The sequence below is a fragment of the Streptomyces sp. cg40 genome (assembly GCF_050320165.1).
Classification (GTDB): Bacteria; Actinomycetota; Actinomycetes; order Streptomycetales; family Streptomycetaceae; genus Streptomyces; species Streptomyces hokutonensis.
Genome location: NZ_CP190128.1, coordinates 3,921,849 through 3,934,398, shown reverse-complemented (window position 1 = coordinate 3,934,398; position 12,550 = coordinate 3,921,849). Strand labels below are relative to the sequence as shown.

General features: G+C 70.2%; 12 protein-coding genes. 8 read left to right on the top strand and 4 right to left on the bottom strand.

All coding sequences use genetic code 11. The annotated features are described in order from the left end of the window. Window positions 1–390: 390 nt before the first annotated feature. Window positions 391–1,128 (top strand): ferritin-like fold-containing protein, encoded by a 738-nt coding sequence (locus tag ACQHII_RS17160; RefSeq protein ID WP_427920118.1) that lies wholly within the window; start codon window positions 391–393, stop codon window positions 1,126–1,128. Between the two features lie 6 nt (window positions 1,129–1,134). On the opposite strand, the gene ACQHII_RS17155 is transcribed toward ACQHII_RS17160, so the two are convergent. The 4 genes from ACQHII_RS17155 to ACQHII_RS17140 all read right to left on the bottom strand — a co-directional run bounded on the left by ACQHII_RS17155 (window position 1,135) and on the right by ACQHII_RS17140 (window position 3,022). Then, entirely contained in the window at window positions 1,135–1,404 is a 270-nt protein-coding gene (locus ACQHII_RS17155; RefSeq protein WP_262056281.1) for a hypothetical protein, read from the bottom strand. 171 nt (window positions 1,405–1,575) lie between these two features. Then, window positions 1,576–1,803: a DUF3107 domain-containing protein gene (locus ACQHII_RS17150; protein WP_019072095.1), complete on the bottom strand. Its 228-nt coding sequence runs from the start codon at window positions 1,801–1,803 to the stop codon at window positions 1,576–1,578. A 143-nt stretch (window positions 1,804–1,946) separates the two neighbouring features. Next, on the bottom strand, window positions 1,947–2,591 hold the full coding sequence (locus tag ACQHII_RS17145; RefSeq protein ID WP_200714443.1) for a TetR/AcrR family transcriptional regulator: 645 nt from the start codon (window positions 2,589–2,591) through the stop codon (window positions 1,947–1,949). A gap of 212 nt (window positions 2,592–2,803) precedes the next feature. After that, complete coding sequence (locus ACQHII_RS17140; protein WP_427920117.1) at window positions 2,804–3,022, bottom strand: hypothetical protein; 219 nt, start codon at window positions 3,020–3,022, stop codon at window positions 2,804–2,806. Window positions 3,023–3,245: 223 nt separating this feature from the next. Between ACQHII_RS17140 and ACQHII_RS17135 the strand changes: the two genes are divergently transcribed. From ACQHII_RS17135 to ACQHII_RS17105, 7 genes are all read left to right on the top strand, one after another. Continuing rightward, complete coding sequence (locus tag ACQHII_RS17135) at window positions 3,246–4,439, top strand: alpha/beta fold hydrolase (protein WP_427920116.1); 1,194 nt, start codon at window positions 3,246–3,248, stop codon at window positions 4,437–4,439. A 306-nt stretch (window positions 4,440–4,745) separates the two neighbouring features. Next, entirely contained in the window at window positions 4,746–6,485 is a 1,740-nt protein-coding gene (locus ACQHII_RS17130; RefSeq protein ID WP_427920115.1) for a DUF3152 domain-containing protein, read from the top strand. 56 nt (window positions 6,486–6,541) lie between these two features. Further along, window positions 6,542–6,634 carry an Ms4533A family Cys-rich leader peptide gene (locus ACQHII_RS17125; protein WP_317886218.1) on the top strand — a complete coding sequence of 31 codons (93 nt, stop codon included), beginning with the start codon at window positions 6,542–6,544 and terminating at the stop codon, window positions 6,632–6,634. 193 nt (window positions 6,635–6,827) lie between these two features. Next, entirely contained in the window at window positions 6,828–8,546 is a 1,719-nt protein-coding gene (locus ACQHII_RS17120; RefSeq protein ID WP_427920114.1) for an ABC transporter substrate-binding protein, read from the top strand. 4 nt (window positions 8,547–8,550) lie between these two features. After that, window positions 8,551–9,666 (top strand): ABC transporter permease, encoded by a 1,116-nt coding sequence (locus ACQHII_RS17115; RefSeq protein ID WP_427920113.1) that lies wholly within the window; start codon window positions 8,551–8,553, stop codon window positions 9,664–9,666. Continuing rightward, window positions 9,663–10,661 (top strand): ABC transporter permease, encoded by a 999-nt coding sequence (locus ACQHII_RS17110; protein WP_427920112.1) that lies wholly within the window; start codon window positions 9,663–9,665, stop codon window positions 10,659–10,661. The genes ACQHII_RS17115 and ACQHII_RS17110 overlap by 4 nt, the downstream gene beginning before the upstream one ends. Next, window positions 10,658–12,331 (top strand): dipeptide ABC transporter ATP-binding protein, encoded by a 1,674-nt coding sequence (locus ACQHII_RS17105; RefSeq protein WP_427920111.1) that lies wholly within the window; start codon window positions 10,658–10,660, stop codon window positions 12,329–12,331. Before ACQHII_RS17110 ends, ACQHII_RS17105 begins: the two co-directional genes overlap by 4 nt. Window positions 12,332–12,550: the final 219 nt, after the last annotated feature.

Here is a 12,550-nt window from a genome sequence, read left to right as displayed (position 1 = left end):
GAAAGTAGTCAGGGTGCTGCCTCTTCTGTGTGCGCGGTGCGAGGCGAGCGCGGGGGTCGTGTCAGGACCGTGCCGGGGACGTCGGCTGCCAATACGGCAAGCCGTAAAGACACGGGACCACTGCCGACGCTCTAGCGCTCGAACCGCTGAGGGTCCCCCTCCGAACTTCGTACGCAGAGTGCCGTACGGGCGAGGAGGGCTGTCGGGTCGGAGCCGATCGGGCCACCGACCGGGCATCCTCATTCGTGCGGCCCGGCGAATATTCGGCGGGCGCATTACCACCATACCCCGGAATCACGCACATGCGTTGGCCGATTTGGTCACGTAGTCGTCGTCACACTGATTGACCAGGGCCTTCCGCCGTGCGGTGAGCGGGCTATTGTGCGCTTCATGACGACCGCTGACAATGCCTCCGACGCACCCGCCGAACCCACCGGAGTCGCCGCCCAGGACTGGGCCACGGCCGCCGCCGACCCCCAGTACCGCAACGCGGTCGTGGACCTGCTCGGTGCCCTCGCGTACGGCGAGCTGGCGGCGTTCGAGCGGCTCGCGGAGGACGCCAAGCTGGCGCCCACGCTCGCGGACAAGGCGGAGCTGGCGAAGATGGCGTCGGCCGAGTTCCACCACTTCGAGCAGCTCAGGGACCGGCTCACGGAGATCGGGGCCGAGCCGACCGAGGCGATGCAGCCGTTCGTCGCCGCGCTCGACGGCTTCCACAGGCAGACGGCTCCCTCGGACTGGCTGGAAGGGCTCGTCAAGGCCTACGTCGGCGACTCGATCGCCAGCGACTTCTACCGCGAGGTCGCGGCCCGCCTCGACAAGGACTCCCGCTCGCTCGTGCTCGGCGTCCTCGACGACACCGGGCACGCGAGCTTCGCCGTAGAAAAGGTACGCGCGGCGATCGACGCGGACCCGCGCGTGGGGGGCCGACTCGCCCTGTGGGCACGGCGGTTGATGGGTGAGGCGCTGTCGCAGTCCCAGCGGGTCGTCGCCGACCGGGACGCGCTGTCGACGATGCTCGTGGGCGGCGTGGCGGACGGCTTCGACCTCGCGGAGGTGGGCCGGATGTTCTCCCGCATCACCGAGGCGCACACCAAGCGGATGGCGGCCCTGGGGCTCGCCGCCTAGCTGCGGCTACGCGGGGGCCGACCGCCCCCGGAGTCGTCTCGACGGTCGAAGGAGCAGCGAGAGCGAGGCGGCGGAGACGACCGCCGCGCCGAGCAGGCTCGGCAGACCGCTGCCGGGGCCCAGCGCGCTGTGCGTGACGAAGTCGCCGAAGAGCGCTCCGGCGACACCGGTCGAGAAGACCAGGGTGCGGGCCGGAAGACGGTCCGCGAGCCGGTGGGTGGCCGCCCAGGCGAGCAGCAGACCCAGCACAGCGGAGCCGAGCGCTTCCAGGATCATCACGGGGGTCCCTCCCACGGTCGGCCTGCGTACTGCTGTCACAGCCGGTCATACCCGTGACCTGCGGAATGCAATCCTCCCCTGTGGGGGACTTGTGCTCCATCTGTGATGGAGACGCGAGGGGGCCCGGCGGCCGAATGGACGCCGGGCCCCCTCGCTGTTCGCTCGTGACTACAGCGCGCCGAAGCCCACCTTGCGCGGGGCCGCCTCGCCGAGCTCGACATAGGCGAGCCGGTCGGCGGGGACGAGGACCTTGCGGCCGTGCTCGTCCACGAGGCTCAGCAGCGGAGCCTTCCCGGTCAGTGCCTCGGCCACGGCCTGCTCGACCTCCTCGGCGCTCTGACCGGTCTCCAGAACGATCTCGCGAGGCGTGTGCAGCACGCCGATCTTGACCTCCACGCTATGTCCCTCCGACGGTCAGCAAAGTGCGCGATCTTCCGCGCCGTACGCAGCACACACTAGCCCGGTGAGAGGACGTAGATGTTCCGCGCCGGGAACGCCAGGAGCGAACACCGGACGGGAACAAAAGGGGAGCCCGCGGGTCAGTGGTGCTGTTCGCTCCCGTGCAGCGGGAAACCGGCGATGCCGCGCCAGGCCAGCGAGGCCAGCAGCTGGACCGCCTGGTCGCGCGGGACGCTGCGGTCGCTGTGCAGCCAGGAGCGGGCGACGACCTGGGCGAGACCGCCCAGACCGGAGGCCAGGAGCATCGACTCGGCCCGCGAGAGGCCGGTGTCCTCGGCGATGACGTCGCAGATCGCCACGGCGCACTCGTTCGTCACCTTGTCGACGCGCTCGCGCACGGCGGGCTCGTTCGTCAGGTCCGACTCGAAGACCAGCCGGAAGGCGCCGCCGTCGTCCTCGACGTAGGCGAAGTACGCGTCCATCGTGGCGCGGACGCGCTGCTTGTTGTCGGACGTCGACGCGAGCGCCGTCTGCACGGCCTGGATCAGCGACTCGCAGTGCTGGTCGAGGAGGGCCAGGTAGAGGTCGAGCTTGCCGGGAAAGTGCTGGTAGAGCACCGGCTTGCTGACGCCGGCGCGCTCGGCGATGTCGTCCATCGCGGCCGCGTGGTACCCCTGCGCGACGAAGACCTCCTGGGCGGCGCCCAGCAGCTGGTTCCGTCGGGCACGGCGCGGCAGGCGGGTGCCCCGCGGGCGCGCCGCCTCTGTCTGCTCGATGGCTGTCACGCCGCCTCCCAATGTCGTCCTCATGCGGTGAGCGCCGCGCCGCCATCGTACTTTTCGGTAACCCTGCTGTGCGCGCTGCGAGCGCAGAATTTCACGGACCGGACGGTGACGGAAGTCGCGCAAAGTGTTTTGAATGCGGATGGAGCGGGCAGGGAGGCGCGGTTCGGTGCGCGCTCCCGGGGGCGCGGGGGACGGTGGTGACCGCGCGGCGGTCAGCGGTAGTCGTCCTCGTCGAGGGAGACGACGCGGGCCTGTTCGATGACGTCGGCCTCGTTCGCGGAGTCCGGGTCCAGCTCGGTCGGCGGGTCCTCGCGGTCCGCCGTCACCTCGGCCGACTGCTCGGCGGCGTCGCCCTCCGGGGCTTCGACGTCGAGTTCGGCGGCGCCGCTCTCGTCCTCGAAGGTGTCGGGGTCGGTGGGATCGACGGCCATGGGGGGCTCCCTTCCTAGTACGTCCCTGACGAAGCAGGGGGCCACATGCGGGTGCCCTGTGTACGAGCCTAGGAGACACCCGATCCGGACGCCATGCGATGAGTGGAGGGCGGCCCTCGGTCGCCCGGCCTTTGCCCGCCCGCCGTCGGTTCGCCGCGGCCCGTTCGCTGTCTGTGACGGCGAACACATGAACCACAGCGTGATCGTCTCGTAACATTGCCGCATGTCTTCGACAGAGCTGCCCTCCGTGTCGGTCGCCGCCGTGCTCCCCAAAGTGGCGCCCGTCAGAGTCGGCGACGGCGAGCGGCTCAGGTCGGTCCGGCTGCCGGGAATCACGCTCACGGTGCGGTCGCGGCCACCGGTGCGCGAAGGACTGCCGCCCGCGCTCTACGTCCACGGGCTCGGCGGCTCCTCGCAGAACTGGTCGCTGCTCATGGCCGAGCTCGACGGCGTGGTCGACAGCGAGGCCCTCGACCTGCCGGGCTTCGGCGACTCCCCGCCACCGGACGACGGCGACTACTCCGTCACGGGGCACGCCCGCGCGGTCATCCGTCACCTCGACGCGGCCGGCCGCGGCCCGGTGCACCTCGTCGGCAACTCCCTGGGCGGCGCGGTCACGACCCGCGTGGCCGCGGTCCGCCCGGACCTCGTCCGCACGCTCACCCTGGTCTCCCCGGCCCTCCCGGAGCTCCGCGTCCAGCGCACGGCCGTCCCGACGGCACTGCTCGGCGTACCCGGAGTGGCCTCCCTGTTCACCCGCGTCAGCAGGGACTGGACGGCCGAACAGCGCGTCCGCGGCGTCCTGGGCCTCTGCTACGGCGATCCCGGCCGGGTGACGCCCGAGGAGTTCCACCACGCCGTCGAGGAACTCGAACGACGGCTCCAACTCCCGTACTTCTGGGACGTGATGGCCCGCTCCTCCCGGGGCGTCGTGAACGCGTACACCCTGGGCGGCCAGCACGGCCTCTGGCGCCAGGCCGAGCGCGTCCTCGCCCCGACCCTCCTCGTCTACGGCCGCCGCGACCAGCTCGTCGGCTACCGCATGGCCCAGCGGGCCGCCCGCGCCTTCCGCGACTCCCGACTGCTGTCCCTGCCGCACGCCGGGCATGTCGCGATGATGGAGTACCCGGAGATCGTGGCCACGGCGTTTCGTGAACTGCTGGCGGATGCCGGGGAGTTGGGGACGGGCGCTGATGCCGGTGCCGGGGAGGGCGCGGGTGTGGTGACGGGGCGTCGGACGGTTGACGCGGAAACGGTGGGCCGCGGTGGCCGAGGGGGCCGGAGTGGTGCGCGGGGGGTCCGTGACGGCGGTTCGGTGAGTACGGTGAGTGAGAGCGGCGGCGCTTCAACGGCTGCGGGTGCGGGTTCTGGCGCCGCGGTTGACGGCAAGGGCGACGATACGAACACGGGGAGTTGAGGAGGCGACGTGGGACGCCATAGTCGCCGTAAGTCCAACTCCAAGGGCGATTCCGCGGACGGGGGCATACGCACCGGAGCCGGTGCGGGTGCCAGTGCCGGTGCCGACGGCAATGCCAACGCCGGTACTGGCAAGGGCGGTTGGGCGGCTCTGGGGCGGCAGCGGGCGCAAGGGCCTCAGCCGGGGCAGGCGGGTAGACCGGGTCAGCCGGGGCAGCCGGGGCAAGCGAACCGGGTGGGCCAAGCGGGCCAGGGGGCTCAGGCGGGGCAGGCGGACAGGTCGGGTCAGCCGAGCCAAGCGAACCGCGTGAGCCAAGCAGGTCAGGGGGTTCAGGCGGGGGCGAGTCGGCCGGGCGGCGCTCCGCGTTCCGGGGGCGGGAACCCGAGCCCTGGAGGGCCGCGTTACGCCGACGGGACCCCGGCGCACGGCTTCCCGAGGCTGCCTGACGGCACTCCTGCCCATGGCTTTCCGAGGCTCCCCGACGGGACTCCGGCACGCGGTGTCCCGCGCCTGGCCGACGGGACTCCCGCGCACGGCAGCCCGCGCTTTTCCGACGGGACGCCGGCGCATGGCACGCCTCGTTTTTCTGACGGCACGCCTGCGCACGGCATGCCGCGATTTCCTGACGGGACTCCGGCGCACGGCATACCTCGCCTTCCTGACGGGACTCCGGCGCACGGCATACCTCGCCTTCCTGACGGGACTCCGGCGCACGGCATACCTCGCCTTCCTGACGGGACTCCGGCGCATGGCACGCCTCGCCTTCCCGACGGCACGCCTGCGCACGGCACCCCCCGCTTCCCCGATGGCACTCCCGCGCGCGGTGTTCCGCAGGCTCGTGCCGGGCATCCTCAGCAGCCTGAACCCGGCGGTGGTTGGGGCGAGTTGAGGGGGCAGGGCGGGCGGACCGGGGTGCCTCAAGGTCCCGCCGCCGGCGGACCCGTACGCCCCGGGGCGGGCCCGGTGCTGCCCATCCCCCGGCAGCGGCAGGCGCCGCAGGCCGGGGCTCGGCAAGGCGGGCTGCGTGGTCGTGGTCCCCGGCAGGACTACGTCGACGCCTTCGACGGGGACACCGATGTCTTCGCACCACGGGCCGGTGTCGCCGCGCACCGCTCCGATCCGTACGCCTCCGTCACCGACTGGCCGTCCGAGAGCGATGCCGGCACGGAGGGCGATGTCGACAGTGCGGGCGTGCCGCCCGGTGGCCCGGGTCGGTCAGGCGTCGGCACTGCTCCCGCCAAGGGTGGCAAGGGGCGTGCCTACACGGGCATCGCCGCCGCGGCCGTCACCACCGTGCTGGCTGTCGTCGTCGCCGGGCAGGTCACCGGGGACGGTGACAAGGGTGGTGTGCGGTCGGAGGCGGCCACCGACCAGGCGCGGGACGTGCGGGGTACCGCTACCGCTTCCGCGCAGCCCAGCGCGTCCGCCTCGCCGCGGGTGGCGACCCTGACGTATGCCCAGAAGATGGACAAGAAGTATTCCCTGAGTGCCTCGCTCAAGGGGCCGGACAAGTTCGACGCGGTGCCCGGTGTCGACAAGGCGCCCGGCAAGGGGCGCAAGTACACGTACCGCGTGGACGTGGAGCAGGGGCTCGGGCTCGACGGCACGCTCTTCGCGGAGGCCGTGCAGAAGACGCTCAACGACAACCGGAGCTGGGCCCACAACGGGGCCCGTACCTTCGAGCGCATCTACTCCGGCAAGCCGGACTTCGTGATCACTCTCGCGAGCCCTGGTACCACCGCCAAGTGGTGTGCCAAGTCCGGGCTCGACACCACCGAGGACAACGTGTCGTGCGACTCGGCGGCCACCGAACGTGTGTTGATCAATGCGTATCGATGGGCCCAGGGGTCGTCAACATATGGGGACAAGATGTACGCGTATCGACAGATGTTGATCAATCATGAAGTCGGTCATCGTCTCGGCTACGGGCACGTCACCTGCGACAAGGACGGCGAGTTGGCGCCGGTCATGCAGCAGCAGACCAAGTTCCTCGACCACGACGGGATCCACTGCCTGGCGAACCCCTGGCCGTACCCGGGGAGTTGACAGGCGACGCTTATGTCACATTGACACGAGCCGCAGCATCCTTCATATTTTTGGGCATGTGGTCTAGTCATGTCGCGAATCGCGCCGCCATCGAGCTGGCGCTCATCGGCGTGACCCCGCTCTGCGTGGCCGACATTCTCTGTCGCTGAACACCGCCCCTGGCGTTCGTGTCGCGACCCGCACCACCTCGCCCTTGCCCGTGACCTTGGCAGGGCGTTTTCCGACGACCTGACGCCGGGGCAGACGCCTGTTCATTTCCGTCTCACCCCTCGTCCATCCGTCTCGCTATTCGGGAAACCCCATGAGAATTCCCGAGCATCCCCCCGAGAGGTCGTCATTCCGATGCGTCAACCGTCCGTCATAGCCCGGCGCGTGGCCGTGGCATCCGTCAGCCTGGCCGTGGCAGCGGGCGCCGCTGCCTGCGGGCCGAAGGACAACGATGCCAAGGGCTCAACCGGCGACTCCACACCGCACAAGGGCGGCACGCTCACGGTCCTGAACTCCAACCCCCAGGAGGACTTCGACCCGGCGCGCCTGTACACCTCCGGCGGCGGCAACGTCCCCTCCCTCGTCTTCCGCACGCTCACCACCCGCAACCGTGAGAACGGCGCGGCCGGCGCCAAGGTCGTCCCGGACCTCGCCACCGACACCGGGCGCCCCAACAAGGACGCGACCGTGTGGACGTACACCCTGAAGAAGGGCCTCAAGTACGAGGACGGCACCGCGATCACCTCGGCCGACATCAAGTACGGCATCGAGCGCTCCTTCGCCCCCGAACTCTCCGGCGGCGCGCCCTACTTGCGGGACTGGCTGGTCGGCGCGGCCGACTACCAGGGGCCGTACAAGGACAAGAAGGGGCTCAGCGCGATCGAGACTCCCGACAGCCGGACCATCGTGTTCCACCTCAACAAGCCCGAGGGCGAGTTCCCCTACCTCGCCACGCAGACGCAGTTCACGCCCGTCCCGCAGGGCAAGGACACGGGCACGAAGTACGAGCAGCACCCGATCTCCTCGGGGCCGTACAAGGTCGTCAGCAACCAGAACGACGGTGAGACGCTCGTCCTGGAGCGCAACAAGTACTGGTCCACGGCCACGGACTCCGAGCGCAAGGCCTACCCGGACAGGATCGATGTCAAGTCCGGGCTCGACTCGGCCGTCATCAACCAGCGGTTGTCGTCGTCCCAGGGTGCGGACGCCACCGCCGTCACGACCGACACCAACCTCGGGCCTGCCGAGCTCGCCAAGGTGACCGGCGACAAGGAGCTCGCGTCGCGCGTCGGCACCGGGCACTTCGGTTACACGAACTACATCGCGTTCAACCCCACGGTCGCGCCGTTCAACAACATCAAGGTGCGCCAGGCGATCTCGTACGCCGTCGACCGCTCGTCGGTGGTCAACGCGGCGGGCGGTTCGTCGCTGGCCGAGGCCGCGACCACCTTCCTGCCGAACCAGAAGTCCTTCGGGTACGACCCCTACGACCTCTTCCCGGCGGGCGCGACCGGCAACGCCGCGAAGGCGAAGGAGCTGCTGAAGGAGGCCGGTTACCCGAACGGGATCACCGTCACCCTGACGCACTCCAACGACAAGGACTTCGAGACCAGCCCCGAGATCGCGACCGCGATCCAGGACGCGCTCAAGAAGGCCGGCATCACCGTCAAGCTCCAGGGCCTGGAGATCAACGACTACAAGGACAAGATCCACAGCGTCAAGACCGAGCCGGGCTTCTTCCTCGCCCACTGGGGTGCCGACTGGCCCTCCGGCGGTCCCTTCCTGGCCCCGATCTTCGACGGCCGCCAGATCGTCAAGGACGGCGCGAACTTCAACACCGGCCTGCTCAATGACAAGTCGGTCAATGCCGAGATTGACGCGATCAACAAGTTGACGAATCTTGACGAGGCCGCCAAGCGGTGGGGCGCACTGGACAAGAAGATCGGCGAGCAGGCCCTGACCGTGCCGCTGTTCCACCCCGTCTACAAGCGGCTGGTCGGCAAGGACATCAAGAACGTCGTGATCAGCGACTGGACCGGCGTCCTGGACATCTCCCAGGTCGCGGTCAAGTAACCCCATGAGTGAGGCACTTGTCGCCTCCCAGGCCGCCGGGACGGACATCACCGTCCCGGCGGTTTCGGGGGCCCGTCAGTTCTGGCGGCGGCTGCGCGCGCAGCGTGCCGCCCTCGTCGCGGCGGCCGTCGTCGCCCTGCTCGTCCTGGTCGCGCTCGCCGCGCCGCTGCTCACCGCGATCGAGGGCCAGGACCCCTTCACCTACCACCCGTCGCTCATCGACTCCGCGCGCGGAGGCGTCCCGACCGGCTCCTTCGGGGGCATCACCGGCGACCACTGGCTCGGCGTCGAACCACAGACCGGCCGCGACCTGTTCGCCCGCCTCGTCTACGGCGCCCGGGTCTCGCTCGGTGTCGCGCTGGGGGCGACCGTCGTGCAGGTCCTCATCGGTGTCGTGGTCGGTGTCGCCGCCGCGCTCGGCAGTCGATGGGTTGATCAACTGTTGAGCAGGTTGACCGAGATCATCGTCGCCATGCCGTTGATGATCATGTCGTTGGCGCTGCTCGCGATCGTGCCCAGCAGCTTCCCGCGGCCCCTGCTGGTCGCCCTCGTCATAGGCCTGATCGCCTGGGGCAACACCGCGAAGATCGTGCGCGCCCAGACGCTCACCCTGAAGGAACTCGACTACGTATCCGCCGCCCGGCTCAGCGGCTGGGGCACCTGGCGCATCGCCCGCCGCGAACTGCTCCCGGGACTCGCCGCGCCCGTCATCACGTACGCCGCACTTCTCGTTCCGACGAACATCACGGTCGAGGCCGCGCTGTCCTTCCTCGGCGTCGGCGTGAAGCCCCCGACGCCCTCCTGGGGGCAGATGCTCACCGCCGCCGACGTCTGGTACCAGGCGGCCCCGCAGTACCTGCTGCTGCCCGCCGGCGCGCTGTTCGTCACCGTGCTGTCCCTGACGGTCCTGGGCGACGGCATCCGCACGGCCCTGGATCCACGCGCTGCCTCCCGCCTGCGCATCGGCACCGGCCGCGAGCGCGAGGCCAAGGCGGACGCGGGCACAAAGGCGGACGCGGGCACCAAGGGCGCGAGCGGCAAAAACGCGAGCACCGAGGGCGACGCCGGCACCAAAAGCGCTACTACGAAGAGCGCGGATTCCAAGGAGGCCACGTCATGAGCGGCTTCGGAGGATTCGTCCTGCGCCGCGGTATCGGCACCGTGATCACCCTGCTCGCGATCTCGGTCATCGTCTACGTGGTCTTCTTCGTCACGCCCGGGAACGTCGCCCAGATCACCTGCGGCCCGCGCTGCTCCCCGGAGCAAGTGCACCAGGTCGCCCAGCAGTTGAGGCTCGACGACCCGCTGTACCTCCGCTACTGGCACTTCCTCCAGGGCATCCTCGTCGGCCAGGACTACTCCACGGGCACCTCCGTGGAGCACTGCTCGGCGCCCTGCCTCGGGCTGTCGTACCAGGGCGACCAGCAGGTCACCCAGCTGATCCTGACCAAGTTGCCGGCCAGTCTGTCGCTCGTGTTCGGCGCGATGGTGCTGTGGCTGATCCTCGGTGTCGGCACGGGCGTCCTGTCGGCGTGGCGGCGCGGCCGGTTCACCGAGCGCCTACTGACCGGCATCACCCTCGCGGGCGTCGCCACCCCTGTGTTCGTGATCGGCCTGGTCCTGATGATCGTCGTCTGCGGGCAGCTCCAACTGCTGCCCTTCCCGCAGTACGTCGCCCTCACCGACGACCCCGAACAGTGGGCCTGGAACCTGCTGTTGCCCTGGCTCTCCCTGGCCCTCATCGAGGCCGCCACGTTCGCCCGGCTCACCCGCGCGTCGATGCTGGAGACCCTCGCCGAGGACCACATCCGCACCTTCCGCGCGTACGGCGTCGGTGAGCGGTCCATCATCGGGCGGCACGCGCTGCGCGGGGCGTTCGCGCCGATCATCGCGCTCAACGCCAACAACGTCGGCTCGGCGGTCGGCGGCGCGGTCCTCACCGAGACCCTCTTCGGACTGCCCGGCATCGGACAGGAACTCGTCCACGCCGTCAATGTCGTCGACCTCCCTGTGGTCGTCGGCATGGTCCTGGTCATCGGCTTCTTCGTGGTCATCGCCAACGCCGTCGCGGACGTGCTGTACGCGGTGGCCGACCGACGGGTGGTGCTCGCATGAGTTCGGTGGAAGCGTCCATTGACGGCTCGGTGGACGTCCTGGTGGAGGTCACCGACCTGACGGTCGGGTTCGGCTCGCTGCGCGCCGTCGACGGCCTGTCCTTCCGGCTGGAGAAGGGCGCCGCGCTCGGCCTGGTCGGCGAGTCCGGCTCGGGCAAGTCCACGGTCGCCTCGGCCCTGTTGGGGCTGCACCGGGGCACGGGAGCCGACGTGGGCGGTTCGGTGCGCGTGGCTGGCATCGACGTACAGGAGGCGTCCGAGGCGGACCTGGGGCGGCTGCGCGGCGGCAAGGCCGCGATGGTCTTCCAGGACCCGCTGTCGTCCCTGGACCCGTACTACGCGATCGGCGACCAGATCGCCGAGGTGTACCGGGTCCACGCGCGTGTGTCGCGTCGGGCGGCACGCGCGCGTGCCGTCGAGGTCCTGGACCGAGTTGGAATTCCGGACGCACCGCGACGGTCCCGTTCGCGCCCGCACGAGTTCAGCGGCGGTATGCGCCAACGCGCCCTGATCGCCATGGCGTTGGCCTGCGAGCCGGAACTGCTCATCGCCGACGAGCCCACGACCGCGCTCGACGTCACCGTCCAGGCCCAGATCCTCGACCTGCTGCACATGCTCCGCGAGGAGACCGGCCTGGGGCTGCTCCTGGTCACGCACGACGTGGGTGTCGCCGCCGAGAGTGTCGACGAGATCCTGGTCATGCGGCACGGACGGGCCGTCGAGCACGGCCCGGTGGGCACCGTCCTCGGGGCACCGACCGAGCCGTACACCCGGGATCTGCTGAGCGCGGTCCCGCGCGTGGACGCGCGGCGCGTTCGCTCCGAGGGGGCCACCGGAGCGCTGTCCGCGGCCTCGTCCGAGACGTCCTCCGAGGCGTCTTCGGCGGCCCCGGAGATCGTTTTGGATGCCACGGGCCTGCGGCGCGAATTCGGGCGCGGGAAGCGGGCGTTCGCGGCCGTGGACGACGTGTCGCTGACCGTCCACCGGGGCGAGACCCTCGGCATCGTGGGCGAGAGCGGCAGCGGCAAGACGACGCTCGGTCGGATGCTGGTCGGGCTGCTGGAGCCGACGGCCGGTGAGATCAGGCCCGGCGGAGGCGTACGCCCCGACGTCCAGATGGTCTTCCAGGACCCCGTCTCCTCGCTCAACCCCCGCCGCAGCGTGGGCGAGTCGATCGCCGACCCGCTCCGCGCGCGGGGTGAGCGTGACGAGGGACGCATTCGGGGGCGCGTCCGGGAACTGCTGGAGCGCGTCGGGCTCGAAGGGGCGCACTACGACCGCTACCCGCACGAGTTCAGCGGCGGCCAGCGCCAGCGCGTCGGCATCGCGCGGGCGCTCGCGGCCGACCCGCGCGTGATCGTGTGCGACGAACCCGTATCCGCGCTCGACGTCACCACTCAGGCCCAGGTCGTCGCCCTGCTCGGCGAACTCCAGCGCGAACTCGGCCTCGCGCTCGTGTTCGTGGCCCACGACCTCGCCGTCGTACGTCAGGTCAGCGACCGGGTCGCGGTGATGCGACGCGGGAGGATCGTTGAACAAGGCCCCGCCGATGAGGTCTACGACTCCCCGCAGGACCCGTACACAAAGCAGCTGTTGGCCGCCGTACCGGCCCTCGATCCGGAGGTGGCGGCCCAGCGGAGGGCGGTCCGACGGGAGTTCGCGACGACATGAGGATCGTAGAACGATTCGGGTGTGGATCGTAGAACGATCCGCCCCCGGATGATCCCTTAGCGCGAGCGAACGCGACCCGCACGGGAAAGTTACGACCGTTCACCCCTTTTGGTGGCGCGATGGACAACCGTCCGTCGCGCCACCGTCATGTCCGCATACGTTCGTCCCGCTGCGAGCCGCCGGGTCAACGGTGGCTCCCCACAAGGGAGATCGGGGGTG